The organism is Ruegeria sp. YTSC004 (assembly GCF_059609805.1).
Genome location: NZ_JBXWMJ010000006.1, coordinates 271152 through 285853 on the forward strand (window position 1 = coordinate 271152; position 14702 = coordinate 285853).

11 protein-coding genes are annotated in these 14702 nt (G+C 54.7%); 6 read left to right on the top strand and 5 right to left on the bottom strand.

What is annotated here, in order from left to right; translation table 11 throughout:
* Positions 1-205 precede the first annotated feature (205 nt).
* Entirely contained in the window at positions 206-1858 is a 1653-nt protein-coding gene (locus AC2FFP_RS13170; RefSeq protein ID WP_496766503.1) for an NAD-dependent malic enzyme, read from the top strand.
* Between the two features lie 99 nt (positions 1859-1957).
* Here the strand turns inward: AC2FFP_RS13170 and AC2FFP_RS13175 are convergent, their stop codons facing one another.
* Together AC2FFP_RS13175 and AC2FFP_RS13180 are read right to left on the bottom strand one after the other, a co-directional pair.
* Complete coding sequence (locus tag AC2FFP_RS13175) at positions 1958-3145, bottom strand: YbfB/YjiJ family MFS transporter (RefSeq protein WP_496766505.1); 1188 nt, start codon at positions 3143-3145, stop codon at positions 1958-1960.
* Between the two features lie 216 nt (positions 3146-3361).
* Positions 3362-4921 carry a class I adenylate-forming enzyme family protein gene (locus tag AC2FFP_RS13180; RefSeq protein WP_496881141.1) on the bottom strand — a complete coding sequence of 520 codons (1560 nt, stop codon included), beginning with the start codon at positions 4919-4921 and terminating at the stop codon, positions 3362-3364.
* Between the two features lie 434 nt (positions 4922-5355).
* Between AC2FFP_RS13180 and AC2FFP_RS13185 the strand changes: the two genes are divergently transcribed.
* Positions 5356-7047, top strand: a complete 1692-nt coding sequence (locus AC2FFP_RS13185) for a thiamine pyrophosphate-binding protein (RefSeq protein WP_496881142.1) — start codon at positions 5356-5358, stop codon at positions 7045-7047.
* 286 nt (positions 7048-7333) lie between these two features.
* On the opposite strand, the gene AC2FFP_RS13190 is transcribed toward AC2FFP_RS13185, so the two are convergent.
* Positions 7334-7507 (bottom strand): hypothetical protein, encoded by a 174-nt coding sequence (locus AC2FFP_RS13190; protein ID WP_496766511.1) that lies wholly within the window; start codon positions 7505-7507, stop codon positions 7334-7336.
* Here AC2FFP_RS13190 and AC2FFP_RS13195 point away from each other — a divergent pair.
* Both AC2FFP_RS13195 and AC2FFP_RS13200 read left to right on the top strand, forming a co-directional pair.
* Entirely contained in the window at positions 7506-7643 is a 138-nt protein-coding gene (locus tag AC2FFP_RS13195) for a hypothetical protein (RefSeq protein ID WP_496766515.1), read from the top strand. The two genes, AC2FFP_RS13190 and AC2FFP_RS13195, sit on opposite strands and share 2 nt — an antisense overlap.
* Positions 7644-7961: 318 nt before the next feature.
* Complete coding sequence (locus tag AC2FFP_RS13200; protein ID WP_496725206.1) at positions 7962-8213, top strand: SH3 domain-containing protein; 252 nt, start codon at positions 7962-7964, stop codon at positions 8211-8213.
* Positions 8214-8926: 713 nt separating this feature from the next.
* Here AC2FFP_RS13200 and AC2FFP_RS13205 read toward each other — a convergent pair.
* Both AC2FFP_RS13205 and AC2FFP_RS13210 read right to left on the bottom strand, forming a co-directional pair.
* On the bottom strand, positions 8927-11299 hold the full coding sequence (locus AC2FFP_RS13205; protein ID WP_496766517.1) for a thiamine pyrophosphate-binding protein: 2373 nt from the start codon (positions 11297-11299) through the stop codon (positions 8927-8929).
* Between the two features lie 14 nt (positions 11300-11313).
* Positions 11314-12513: a methionine gamma-lyase gene (locus AC2FFP_RS13210; protein WP_496766519.1), complete on the bottom strand. Its 1200-nt coding sequence runs from the start codon at positions 12511-12513 to the stop codon at positions 11314-11316.
* Positions 12514-12627: 114 nt separating this feature from the next.
* Here AC2FFP_RS13210 and AC2FFP_RS13215 point away from each other — a divergent pair, with 114 nt between their 5' ends.
* Together AC2FFP_RS13215 and AC2FFP_RS13220 are read left to right on the top strand one after the other, a co-directional pair.
* On the top strand, positions 12628-13083 hold the full coding sequence (locus AC2FFP_RS13215) for an Lrp/AsnC family transcriptional regulator (RefSeq protein ID WP_496766521.1): 456 nt from the start codon (positions 12628-12630) through the stop codon (positions 13081-13083).
* A gap of 140 nt (positions 13084-13223) precedes the next feature.
* A complete protein-coding gene (locus AC2FFP_RS13220) occupies positions 13224-13625 on the top strand; it encodes an XRE family transcriptional regulator (protein ID WP_496766524.1) in 402 nt (133 codons plus the stop codon).
* Positions 13626-14702: the final 1077 nt, after the last annotated feature.

Below are 14702 nucleotides of genomic sequence, written 5' to 3' on the forward strand. Positions count from 1 at the left end.
CGACGGGCGGCTTTGACCAATATGCAGTAACGCGACGAATGGTGGCTCTGGGCCGCGAATTACTCGGGCACGCGATCGCGCGCGAGTGTTTTGGCCCAATGCGGGAAAGTTCCAGTCGCAAGTTCGTTGCATTTTTTGTCGTATAATGCTGACCTTACCGGACAGATGCGTGCAACCTGTGCATGCCGATCCGAAAGGGCATCCAATGGCCGATACTGATCCTGCAAATTTGCACTATGTGACAAACCCGCTGCTGAACAAAGGTACTGCCTTTTCTCTACACGAACGAGAAAAACTTGGATTGCTGGGTCTTCTTCCGCCACACATCGAAACGCTCGAAACCCAGGTTGACCGTGTCTATGCCGCCTTTGAACGTGAGGAGACGCCGCTGGATAAGCATGTTTATCTGCGCGGCCTACAGGATGACAACGAGGTTCTGTTTTACGCTCTATTGGTGCGGCATCTAACCGAGATGATGCCGATAATTTACACACCCGTTGTGGGTGACGCCTGCAAGAGGTTCAGTGAGATCTACGATCACCCACGCGGATTGATCATTTCGTACCCCGAGCGTGACCGGATTGATGACATACTTGAGAACGCCGTCCTGCCCTCTGTCGAGGCCATAGTCGTCACCGATGGAGAGCGGATTTTGGGTTTGGGCGATCAAGGCGCGGGCGGCATGGGAATTCCGATCGGAAAGCTCTCACTTTATACCGCTGCGGGCGGAATAAGCCCGTCTGTAACGCTTCCGGTGGTACTGGACGTCGGCACCAACAATCAGGAACGGCTGGAAGATCCCCTCTATATCGGCTGGCGGCATGAGCGCGTCAGCGGGGATGAATACTTCGAATTCGTCGATCTTTTTGTGCAGGCGGTAAAGCGCAAGTGGCCGAATGTGTTGCTGCAGTTCGAGGATTTCGCGCAGCAACACGCGGCACCTCTGCTTGCGCGGTATCGTGATCAACTCTGTACATTCAATGATGATATTCAAGGCACCGCTGCGGTGACGGCGGGCACTTTGCTTGCTGCCTCAGATGTCACCGGTATTCCGCTAAAGGACGCTACCATCGCGTTTCTTGGAGCGGGATCAGCAGGAGTGGGTATCGCCGAGCAACTGGTTCAACTCATGATCCGCCAAGGATTACCCGAGAGCGAGGCACGCGCGCGCATCTACATGGTGGACCGGAATGGGTTGTTAACCGATGCGATGACGGACCTTCTGCCGTTCCAAACGCAAATTGTCCAACCTCTCACCAAAGTGGGGAGCTGGTCCGATGGTGAAATTTCACTGCTGGATGTGATTAACAACGCCGAACCCAACATATTGGTGGGTGTCAGCGGTCAGGCAGGCTTGTTCTCTGAAGAGATCATTCGGGCGATGGCAGCTCACACTGATCATCCTGTTGTATTGCCGCTGTCAAACCCGACATCGCGAATTGAGGCTGTGCCTGCGGATATTATCCGCTGGTCAAATGGTCATGCCCTGGTCGCCACCGGAAGCCCATTTGATCCTGTTGTCTACAACGGTAAGACGCACCATGTGGCGCAATGCAATAACTCCTACATTTTCCCCGGCATGGGGTTGGGCGTGCTGGCGGCAGGAGCGCGTCGCGTCACCGACGGAATGTTCATGGCCGCCGCCGAGGCGCTCGCCACGCTGTCACCTGCGAAGTCCGATCGCGCAGCCAGCTTGCTGCCCGATATGGGGGACATTCGCGAGGTCAGCAAAGCAATCGCATTTGCCGTTGGGCAACAGGCGCAGTTGGATGGGGTTGCGCCTAAATCCACAGGGGACGATTTGAAAGCGGCGATAGATGCGAAGTTCTGGACTCCGCACTATGAGGAGATTGCCTAAAGCAGACCAGGCTGGAGTGACCGGAAGGTTTCTCATTGCGCATCCAGAGCCCACGGCGTCCAAGTAGGGAATGAACCAGCATGGTTCTGAATACGGCGGCTACGCCGCCTCCCGCCTGAGTGGCTTTTGCATCGCAGCACAAAGGGCACCCATCAGCAGGACCGCAGAGGCCACGACAAGGCTATCTCCAATTTCTCCGGTCAAGTCGCCAATGATACCAGCCCCGATAGGTCCCAGCGTCTGTGAAATGGCGAAAACGACTGTGAAAAAGCTAACGGTTGCGCCCCAATCCTGCTGATCCACATTCTGACGGACAAAGCTGGTGACAGCAGTGGGTGGCATAAAGACCGACAGTCCGAACACGAGTGCCGACAAAATCAATCCATATCCGGATGGAACCAGGATTGGCAGGGCTGATCCAAATGCAACCCCGGTAAGGATCAGCGCCAACGGCGTTCCGGATGAAAAGCGGGCCAAGACCCCGCGCCAAACAAAAGGAGACGCCATAATACTGACCCCAAGAACCATCCATGTTGCCGTAGTCAACAGGACACTGGAATGCTGCTCTTTCATCCAGACAGAGATGAAAGTGACGTAGACAATGTAACCCAATCCGAACAGCGCATACCCCCCGAGTTGGCCAAGCATTTTGCGCACCGGTGGGATGGAAGGAAGCGCGGTGTCGTGTTCGGTTTCGTTCAATTTTGTGGAAGCCCAAACCGAAAATGGGCAAATGACTAGGGCCACCAACCCGACCCCGATCCACGCCCAGTCCCAATTTTGTGGTCCGAATACGTCCAACATACTCGGAAGGGTCGCGCCGCATAACGCGATACCAAATCCGCCGCCACCGCCAAAGTATAAGGCGATGGCCAGCGCATTCTTTCGGGCGCTGCTCTGGAACAGCGATGCTGCCAGCACGCCGCCTGACACAAAGGAAAGAGCGCCAAACAGTCCCACCAAAGTACGACAGGCAGTTTGAAACACGAGGCTTTCATCAAACCCGGTCGTCAAAAGGCATAGTGCGGTCGCCACAGTTCCACTTGCAAACAACCGCGACGGAGAAAAATGCCGGATCAGCAAAAGCGTTAAAATCGAACCCACTATGTAGCCAATCGAATTGGCCGTATTGAGCCAACCGGATTGAGTGAGGCTCCAGCCAAGGCTACTTTTCATGGATGGCAGGATTAGTCCGTATGCAAAGCGACCAAATGCGTTGGATATGCTGACCCCAAGCGCAAGGCCCAGCAATATGAGCCACGGGTTGGTAGGTTTTGCGGTGGCCATGAACATTCTTCCAAGTTGAACGGTCACCGTGCCCCAATGCGCTTGGACGTGCAATCCCAGCTAATCGGCCCCAGCGCATTGCAGCTCTGCTTGGACAATTTGAGATTGTACTATTTTGATGTGAGTTGAAGGGTTGCTTCCGGTCGATCTGTCTGCAGTCTTTGCTTACGTCATATGAACAAGCCGTCCGCCAATGCGATCCAACCGCCAAAGGCTTCAGAGCACGTGCGCGGCACCGCTTTCTTTCGCTGCCATCCGTTTCAACGCCATTCGGTCCAGCTTGCCACCCATGGTCAACGGCAATGCATTAACTATCCGAACCACATCCGGCGCCTTGTATCCGATCTGTTTCCGCGCGAAGTCGATAATATCTCCGGGGCGTACCGGTTTCGCCCCTTCGACCAAGCTCACAAATCCCCATACATCTTCACCGTGCATCTCGTCTCGCACCCCAACCACAACCGCCGCTGCAATGGCGGGGTGCGCTGTCAGGACATCTTCCACCTCTGCCGGGCTGATGTTCGAGCCGTCATGCACGATGATCTGTTTTTGCCGCCCCCGGAACCAGAAATAGTCATCCTCATCCCGTCGCATCAAATCGCCTGTATCGAGCCAGCCATCCCGAAACGCTGCCGCTGTCGCACCCGGGTCGTCCCAATACCCCGTCATCATAGTCAGGCTCTTGACCCAGTGCCTGCCGTCCACTCCCACTGGCACCTCCACCCCAGCCTCATCACGAAGCGCCGAAACATACCCTGGATTGTTCAATCCAATGGAACCGACTTTCTCAACTCCTCCATGGGTGTTCGAATGTGACGTCCCCATTTCCGTCATCCCATAAAACGCCCCGATCGGCACACCCGCCAACGCGCCAAAGGCGTCGACCAGTGTCTGCGAGGGTTTGTCGCCACCTGCCATCATCGTTCTTAATGAACCAAAGTCTTCGCGCACTGCACCGTGCCCCGTTACCAATGCAGCCAAAGGCGCGGGCAATATCTGCGCCACTGTCGGCTTTGTCTGTCGCAGGAGCCCCAGGAGTTCGTCGGGCGAAAACTGCCGCACTACGTTCGTTCTGGCACCGGCCCAAAGCCCTGCGAACGTCAGCCGCAACCCGGCAGTATGGGAAATCCACGACGCCGGAAGCACCACATCCCCGGGTCCCAGCCCCAATCCTTGAGCATTGCTTGCCACCATAGCCCCCATGCTGGCATGGCTATGCGTCACGCCCTTCGGCTTGCCCGTGGTCCCGGAAGTAAAAAATATAAACGCTGGCGCGTCCGCCCCAATCGTCGGCAGTGTCCCCTCAGCCTTACCATCCATCAGGTCCTTCAAGGCGAGTGCCCCGTCCACTTCGCCTGCACAGGATATCAACCTCAAAGGAAGTCGCCCTATGCCTGGTACTGCGGCTACATCCTTGGCGCGTTCGCCATGCACCAACAGCGCCGCCGGCGTCGCCAACCCCAGCGCATGGTCGATATCCGCGGCCGTGTAGCGATAGTTCAGCGGCATCGCCACCAAACCGGCCCGCATGCAGGCCAGATAATGGATCACCAACACCGCCCGGTTCGGCATAATCGAAGCTATTCGGTCCCCCGGATTAAGCCCCAGGCTCAGATACCGAAGCGCCAGCCGCGTACAGGCGGTATCCAGCTCCTGCCAGGTCAAAGCCCCGTCCAAAGCGTAAAGCGCAATCGCCTTGGGGTCCGCCGACAATCCCCGGCGAAAAAGGTTCGTCAAATCCGCAGGAGCGGCCAGCGGCGGCCCGGTTACCGGCATGCTTTTCTCTCCAAATCAACCCGCTTCCGAAGGGCCTTCAACTTTCCTCAGTGGACACCCAACGAGCGGAAACCAACCACTCAATCGGTTGGTCGGTGGATCGAGCATACTGCATTGTTATCCACTTCCAATAGGGAGCGGCAGGAACGCCTGCAGAACGCGAATTTGCCCAATCCGTGGTTCGAGTTGCCACCAAAGCCCCCTCAGGTTCAGATTCCTTTCCGTTGATTTGATCGCGCAATGTCATTGGCCAGGTTGGCCGCGCAGACCGATAGTAGAGCTTTTGCGCAAACAGCAGCCACTAATCTAATACAGATTTCCGATTCCAACACCTCTGTGACAGAGCCAATCGCAACTCTCTTGGTTTTGCGAATCCGGCTTTCGTGAATAGGATGTGCCCAGTTCTTTTTGATAAATTGTATTGGAGTAAGGGCATGGCAACAGAGCGCTGGACTGTCGGATCATATCTGGCAAGGAGATTGCAAGAGGCTGGAATTGCGGATTATTTTGTGGTTCCCGGCGATTACAATTTGGTGCTGCTGGATGAGCTGCTTGGCAATCGGGATCTGCGAATGATCAGTTGCTGTAACGAGCTCAACGCAGGCTACGCCGCGGACGGGTATGCCCGCGCAACCGGGGGGCCGTCAGCGGCCGTCGTCACTTATTCGGTCGGAGGGTTGAGCCTTTTGAATGCCGTCGCAGGCGCCTATGCCGAAGATCTTCCATTGATCGCGATTTCCGGTGGGCCTAACACAAATTCAGAAGCCGAGTGGGAATACCTGCACCACACGCTTGGCGAAGTTGATTACGATTACCAGCGCGAGATGTTCGCCCGCGTCACCGCGGAGGCTGTCACGATTCATCATCCGTCCCTTGCGCCTGTAGCGATCGACAGGGCGATAGACACCGCAATGCTTCGACGCAAACCGGTCTATATCGAAATCGCCTCGAACATTGCGGGTGCACCTACGTCCGCGCCCGTTCCGCGTAGTTTCGCCAGGCAGTCCAGCAGTGATCCGAACACATTAGCGACTGCGGTCGCACAAGTTTCTGAATTCCTGAATGCGGCAGAGCGGCCAGTACTTGTCGCCGGAAGCAAAGTGCGCGCGGGTCAGGCCGAACGCCCCTTGCGAAGCCTTGCCGTGGCCTGCGAATACGCCCAGGCATCAATGCCCAACGCCAAGAGTTTTCTGTCTGAGACAAACGAAAGTTTCATGGGGATTTATTGGGGGCCAGTCAGCACACCGGGCTGTGGGGAAATTGTCGATGCCGCGGACGGGCTGCTGTTTGTTGGGCCTGTTTTCACGGATTACACCACTACGGGTCATCAGCTTGGTTTTAATCCCGGCAAAGCGGTTATGGTGCATCCGACGTCCATACAGCTGGGTGACACACATTTCAGCAATGTCCGCATGGATGAGTTTCTGGATGCGTTGACTGACAAACTTACGCCGAACAGCGGTGCTGTCGCGGCCTTCGAACGTGTCAGAACCGAACAAATCCCGCCCGAGCCTGGTGATGCCGAAACACCGGTGATGGTTCGCCAACTATTCGCCCGTGTGCAGAAGATGCTGGATGAGGACAGCACGTTACTCGTGGAGACGGGTGATTCATGGTTCAACGGCATTGAGACCAAACTGCCCGAAGGCACGCGGTTCGAGATACAAATGCAGTATGGATCCATTGGCTGGTCTGTCGGTGCGTCGCTGGGATACGCGTTAGGCAACAGGAAGCGCCGGTTGATCTCGTGCATTGGCGACGGTTCGTTCCAACTGACCGCCCAAGAGATTTCGACCATGATCCGGTATGACGCAAAGCCGATTATTTTCCTCATCAACAACGGCGGCTACACGATCGAAGTTGAAATCCACGATGGCCCTTATAACACCATCAAGAATTGGGACTACGCCAGTTTGATTGACGTGTTTGGCGCCGGAGAGGGTAACGCCTGGGGATGCAAGGTGAAAACAGAAGGCGAGTTGGACCTGGCCATCAAAACAGCATTGGACCATGATGGTCTTTGCCTGATCGAGGTTCTGATTGATCGGGACGATTGCAACGTCAACCTGTTGCGGTGGGGCAATCAGGTCGCGCGAAACAACGGCCGACCCAATCGATGCAAATAGAGAGTTACTCGGGACAAACCGGGCTGTCGGTTGATTGACAAAGTCTGGCGGGCGCAATCTAATCCACAGCGATTATTCCGCCGAACATAGGGGATTAGTTTGCTGAATGGGGCGATGCTCGTCTGGTTTCTTGTAACTAGCGTCAGCGTGGGTTCTGTCATTTGGGATTCGATCAGCAACGGCGTAACAAGTTGGGTACAGCGAACAGCATGGATACTCGTAGCGTTATACACCGGTCTGGTCGGCTTGTTTTTCGACTTGCATGTCGTCGTTCATTCCCGGCAGGTCACGACCAGTAGCCGATGACGGGTCTAACGGCCTGGAACGCCGGGTTGCTCTGAGCCGAGAACCGATCAGCTGCCGGGAACGAGAGTGATGGTACGGCCGATAACGAACCGTCTTTTCCCGAATTGCCGCCAACTTGGGTTTTCTGATCGGAAAAGCTGTTGGAGATAGCCATGATCTTTCCCAAGCTCGATAACGAGAGGTGCACTCCTGAGACTGGTCTGCGGATTGCCATTCAGGTGCCGAATACCCACGTGCAAAAAATCGTGGACGCGGTTCTGGTCGGAAACGCTCTCAGCTACGGTGACTAGAATGGCGTCACCTTCCGGACCCCGATGGTGTCTAACAATTCAGGTCATTGGGATGAGGTCACAACGCAGCAACTGCAGGATGCAGTCGAAGTGCCTTGCGCCAGAGGAGCATCGACAAACCAAACATCCGTTTGCCTTTGCGAAGCGCTATTTCGGGCTGACCACACTTTGGATGCCGAACGGCGTCTAAAGTAATTGCTGGGAATTGTTCCGCTTGTCGATCCGGTTCGCTAAGATGGTGCCCGAGGCAACAAGCAGGAAAACCCGATGCGTAACACAATCTTCTTCCCCTTGGCGGCATTTGTTCTAGGGGTTTTTATGACCACTGAGACTGCAACAGCGGCCTCACTTGGACGATACGAGGTTTTTGCGGTCGAAGAGGGTGACATGCTGAAAATGCGTGCTGGGCCAGGGACAGGCTATATTGTTATCGTTGGGCTTCCAAATGGAACCGCTCTGCGGGTTCACAGTTGCGAACAAACTGGTGGCACTCGTTGGTGCCGAGTGTCGCTTGATCGCGCACGTCAGCTTAAGGGATATGTGTCTTGGGCCTATTTGCGAAAATTGTGATGTGACGATTCCAAGGGCCGCAGTTTATTTAGCGTTATGAAAGGTCGGAAAAAACTATCTTTGCTTTTTGGCTATCCGGCGACTGTTTTTCCTGGCCGCCGTAAGTAACTCAGTTGCTAGATCAGTCGCGACCCTGCCGAAAATATCTGCCTAAAAGGAATTATTGAGTACGACGCGTATAAACCTGTTTACCAGAGCCGCTTTGAAGACTCCGATTTGGTCCGCTGAACGTGAGTTTGCCAGTTTAAGATTTTCCATGCGTCGCGAATGGCCGGATTGGTCGGCCCCACAGCAGCAATTGTCAGGTAGTCGAAGATCCGGGCAGAGCCGATTTTTCAGAACGAGAGCTGGAACTTGCAAAAAAATCAGACCACCAGAGGTAACTTTAGTTGGCGAAACGGTAAGTTAACTGGTCAAAAGGCCAATTATCCCTGCATTTGACGCCTTGTTTATTGGTCGGAGTGAGAGGATTCGAACCTCCGACCCCTGCCTCCCGAAGGCGAGTTCCCGGGGTGGAAATAAACAAAATAAGGGCCTTGAATGCCAACCATTGCACTTCAGTGGCAGATAGCGCTGCGATAACGTTGCGGTTTCATTGCGAGCAAACCCGGCCTCTGTCGTATGTTGGCAAGCTCTTGTTTTTCAGTAGGTCATCCAGCACCTTATGCTCAGTGCTAGTTTGGTCTCTGCATTATTGCCCAACTCCAATCCACTTATACACGGTGAAGAGTTTTGCCATGGGTCAGGCCATTCACTTTCTCCAGGATAGCGTCTGCGTCAATGCAGTGGTGGCGATATAGATCGCCGATTGTTCCGGTCTGACCAAAATGCTCGACACCCATTGGGATAGTCTGATGTCCAAGCACTGCCCCGAGCCAGGATAAAGTTGCAGGATGACCATCGATTACGGTGACCAGCTTGCAGTGCGGCGGGAGGTCGGACATCAGGGTTTCAATGTGGGAGCGTGCCGCTTGGTTACCGCGAGAACGCGCTCGTTGAGCGGCGGTCCATCCAGCATTCAGGCGATCTGCGGATGTCACGGCCAATACACCTATGTCGCGACGGCCTTCACCAATGATACCGGCGGCCTTGATTGCCTCCGGCGCGACTGCTCCTTGATAGGCTATTACAACTTCGCAATTGGGCCCCGGTTTTCGTAGCCAATAGGCCCCATCGATGGCACCTTGGCGGAACTCGTCGTCGACACGCTTTCCAGGCTGTTCAATCGGGTTGGTGGTCAGACGCAGATAGACGGATCCCCCGGTTTCATCGCGAAGCCAGGTGCGCTCGTCCAGCTGCCCTTCACCATCGCGCTGCATGTAGTCAAAGGCCCATTCCATGATCACTGCCAACTCATCAGCAAAGGCGGGTTCAAATGCTGCCAGCCCGTCTTGGCTCATCCCGATCAGCGGTGTTCCAACGGATTGGTGTGCTCCACCTTCGGGTGCGAGTGTGACGCCCGATGGTGTGCCAACCAGCATGAAGCGCGCGTCCTGATAGCAGGCGTAATTCAGCGCATCGAGGCCGCGGCTGACAAACGGATCATAGACGGTGCCAATTGGGATCAGCCGCTTACCGAACAGGGAATGCGACAAACCCGCCGCTCCCAGAAGCAACATGAGGTTCATTTCGGCGATACCAAGCTCGATATGCTGCCCTTCTGGCGTGAATTCCCATTTCGCCGTCGAAGGGATCCGGTGTTCTATGAAGGCGTCGGCTTGCTCGGATCGGGCGAACAGTTTGCGCCTGTTCACCCAAGGACCAAGGCTTGTTGTGCCTGTCACATCTGGGGAGGTCGTCACTATGCGTTCGGCCAATGGGCTGTCGCCTTTTGAAAGATCGTCGAGGATCTTGCCAAACGCCAGCTGGGTCGAGATTTCGCGACTGGTGTCGATCTCGATGGTCGGCACATCCAGCTTGTCATCAAAATAGCGGCGCGGACCTTTGGCAAAGAACGGGGTGCTGGCCAGAAAAGCCTTGATCGCGTCACGGTCTTGCACCGTCGCAAGCGGCTCCCACTCTTCGCCTTCTGGCACGCCCATATGCGACTTCCACGTGGCAAACTGACTATTGTTCATCAGCCCGCCGTGATTGTCCTTGTGGCCTGCAATGGGGGTGCCCCATCCTTTGACTGTGTAGGCCAGGAAACATGTTGGACGATCATGATCGATTTCGGCAAATGTTTGGGCCATGGTCTCGACGCAGTTGCCACCGAGGTTCTCCATAAGTGCTGCGAGCTCTGCATCCGTGCGCCGTTCGATCAGAGCAGTCACATCCCCCTGATCCCCCAGATCGTCCATGAGACGCTGTCGCCAATTCGCACCACCCATGAAAGTCAAAGCGGAGTAATCCTGGTTGGGGCAAGCATCAATCCAGTCGCGCAGTCGGTCGCCGCCGGGCTCGTCGAAGGCAGCGCGTTGCAAGACACCATATTTCACGCGAACGACATCCCAGCTGAAAGCATCGAAGATTTTCTCGATCCGTTCAAAAAGACCTTCCCGGACAATACCGTCCAGCGACTGTCGGTTGTAATCGATGATCCACCACGTGTTTCGTAGGTCGTTTTTCCAGCCTTCTTGTAATGCCTCATAGACGTTGCCTTCATCCAGTTCGGCGTCGCCTACCAGGGCTACCATACGTCCCATTGGCGCGTCTGAGCCCCAGCTTTTGGCCTTGATGTAGTCTTGAATGATCGAGGCAAACGAGGTGATCGCGACACCTAAACCCACAGACCCGGTCGAGAAATCAACATCATCAATATCCTTTGTCCGGCTGGGATAACTTTGCACACCCCCAAATCCGCGGAAATTCTCCATCTTCTCGCGGGTCTGATTACCCATGAGATACTGCATCGCATGAAACACCGGCGACGCATGCGGTTTTACTGCAACCCGGTCCTCAGGGCGTAAGGCTGAGAAGTAGAGCGCAGTCATGATCGATACCATCGAAGCAGACGAAGCCTGATGGCCACCAATCTTGATCCCATCCACCTTTGGTCGGACATGGTTGGCATGGTGGATCATCCAATGAGACAACCACAGCAGGCGCTGTTCGACGATCTTCAGTTGGGTGGGATCAATGTGCATGGCGATCTCCGGTTTTAGGCGGCGCTGCGGGCTGGGTAAGGCAAAGCTTGCTCCAGGTCTGCAAGGATATCTTCGACATCCTCCAGCCCGACGGACAGGCGGATCAGGCCATCGCTGATCCCATGCTCGGCCCGCTCTTCCGGCGCATACGTCGAATGAGTCATGGAGGCTGGGTGCTGGATCAGTGTTTCTGCGTCGCCCAAGGACACCGCACGCTGGATCAAGTCCAGGCGGTTCATGAACTCGATCCCACCGGACAGACCGGACTTGATTTCAAATGCTATCATAGCGCCGGGTTGGGACATCTGGCGCTGTGCGACGTCGTGCTGGGCGAAACTTTCAAGACCAGGGAAGTAAACCTCGCCGACGGCGGGGTGCGCTTCTAGGAAGTCCGCGACGACCTTAGCGGACGCACAGTGACGATCCAGACGCAGGTTCAGTGTTTTCAGACCACGCAGGATCAGCATCGCGTTGAAAGGGGCCATTACCGCGCCGGTCATGTCTTTCATCCCAACAAGGCGGATCTCAGCGATCTGTTCGGCGGTTCCTACAACCAGGCCGGCGACCACATCGCCATGCCCGCCGAGGTATTTGGTAGCAGAGTGCAGTACGATATCTGCCCCGTGCTCGATGGGGCGGGTCAGATACGGGCTGGCATAGGTGTTGTCGACGACAACCGTTGCGCCAACTGAATGCGCAATTGCGGCGCTGGCGGCGATGTCCACCAAGCGCATGTTCGGATTGGCCGGGGTTTCGAAATAAACCACGCGGGTTTTGTCAGAAACGGCCGCTTTCAGGTTCTCGGGGTCTGTCATGTCGACATGTGTGATGGTGACCCCCCATTTCGCCAAACCATGACGCATAAAGGCGAAGGTGCAGCCATAGAGCGTTTTGTCCACGATGACTTCGTCACCTGGTGACAGCAGGGTCCAGAGCACTGCCGTGATCGCCCCCATGCCGCTTGAGAGAGCTAACCCGGCCTCGGCCCCCTCAAGCACGGCAATGCGTTGTTCAAGAAGGTCGCATGTGGGGTTTGAAATACGGCTGTAGATATGACCTTCACGCTCTCCTGCGAACATCTCTCCTCCAGCTTCGGCGGTTTCAAAGGTAAACGTGGACGTTAGATGTAGCGGTGGCGTCAACGCACCGTCATTTTCCAGTGGATTATAAGCATGGTGAATGGCGCGGGTGGCAAATCCGGTTGAACGAGTCATTGCAAGCTCCTGATACATGTTAGAGCCAGTTTACGCCTTTACTTTGGGCTATTGGTTGCGAAATATACCATCATTAGTCATGATATTGGCATATTCTGCTAAGCAGAGGGTTAAATGGACACTAAGGATAGGCAGATCATTCGAGCGTTGCAGCGGGACGGGCGCATGACGAACCAGGATCTTGCCAACGAAGTAAACTTGTCTCCCTCACCGTGTTTGCGCCGGGTTAAAAACCTTGAAACCAACGGAGTGATAAAGGGATATAGCGCCGACGTTGACGCTGCCGCGTATGGGATGGCAATTACTGTCTTCGTGCGTATCCGGTTAGAGCGACACAATGAAACGGACGTTCAGAACTTCGAAAAGCGCATTCGGATGATCGATGAAGTTCTTGAATGCCACGTGCTGACCGGCGCAATGGACTACCAGTTGCGGGTTTTGGTATCGGATCTCGAGGCCTACGAGGAATTCATTCGCCACCGAATTCATCCGATCGGTGGGATAGCCTCAATCGATACCAGCTTTGTCTATGGAACGGTTAAAAAGACCGCTATTTTTCCGCCCGGATAGAAAGATCGACTCAGAATGAGTTGCTCCCAACTGGCTAAACTTTTTAGCTCGCTGATTTCTTCCCGCCGCAATTTCCCATTGTCAGCATCGCTATAGAGAAGACATGCAGCACGTGCTGCGTCACTTTTGAGAAGATTGCGATGACCAAAAAACCACACGAAAATACAAGGTTGGCAAAATACGTTGAGCGCCGGGTGCTGGAACTGAAACCGACCAAGAGCCAAGCCGAGATCGCGGTGCAGGTGGGATACGTAAGCCCGAACATGATCACGATGATCAAACAAGGTAGTTCCAAGGTAGCACTGGATCGAGTCCCGACTTTGGCGAAAGCTTTGGAATGCGACGGCGCCTACCTTATGCGCCTCGCAATAGAACAGTCGATCGGCCTCACTGCAGCCGAGGCAGTAGTCGAGGTGTTCGGAGAACCTGTCACGTCGAATGAACTTGGCTGGCTGAAAGCAATACGCAAGGCCTCCAACAACACCGATCCTCGGCTGACTAGCCGGTCAGAGACGGCGATCAAGACCATCTTCGGGAGGTAGGTGCCATGTATGACGTGAAAGACGACCTGACATTGAATGAGCGCGCCTGGTTGCGGTTCCTCCGTGACGCGAGCAACGGAAGTGATCCGGAGCCTACCTTACTTCGAGTGCAGCTATTGAGGCGCCTTTGTCGACCTCACAAAGAAAAATGGAATGGGTTTTCGAGATTACGGCGAGGAATGGCTGGTGAACCCTGCCTCGCCGGGTCCCTTGCTGATTGAACTGAGGTCGCACAAGGTTGACAAAGGTTTACATCTGCCATTCGCGGGATTGACGGATGTAAACCTTTCGACCACAAAAACACCCCAAAATCAGGCCAAAGGTTTACACTAAGTTTACATTTAGTTGACAGATTTCACCCGAAAACCAGTTTTTCAGACCAAAATGTAAACCTTTGAACCAGAGAAACCCAATAAAACATGGCTCTCTGAAAACAACACATCCGAACCAAGGCCAGAAAAGCGCGCACAGCGACGAAACACAGGCCAGCTAACACCTGACACACGTAAGAAAACGGACGTAACACAGGGCAGAGCACAGCGCTCCTGAGAGAGAACCAGATAGAGAGCGTAAGCACAGGTCGATGCCAGGCAGTGTATTGAGCTACTAGGGAGAGAAGAAACCGACGATTGCTTATAGACAGGAAATAGATGCACCTAGATTGCAATCACCATAGGGAGCACCAACACGCAACAGCGCCTTAGAGAGCGACAACCAAGTGTAATAGGTGCCGATGCGTAGAGAGGTATGTAGAAACCCGGAGTGCCTATAGAGAAGAGGTGATCGTAGGGAGGAGTGCTAAGGGGCGGCACCCGATTTGCGTTTACGTTTACCTGAACTTTTGTATGCTCCGTTAGTTCTGAGTGCTCATTGGGAAGCCGGTAATTTGCGGTCGAGCGAAAAGCAGGCTGCACTTTGATTGTATGTGCTGTTATTCCTTTGGAAGTTCGTATGACGACTTCAAGAGAGAAGCTTCATTGAACCCTTGAGACGTCTTTCCTGTCTGACGTCAGCACCAATGGGACAGTTTAAGTAGATTTGATAAGAGAGGGTTTCTGGCTCATCGTAACCGCCAAG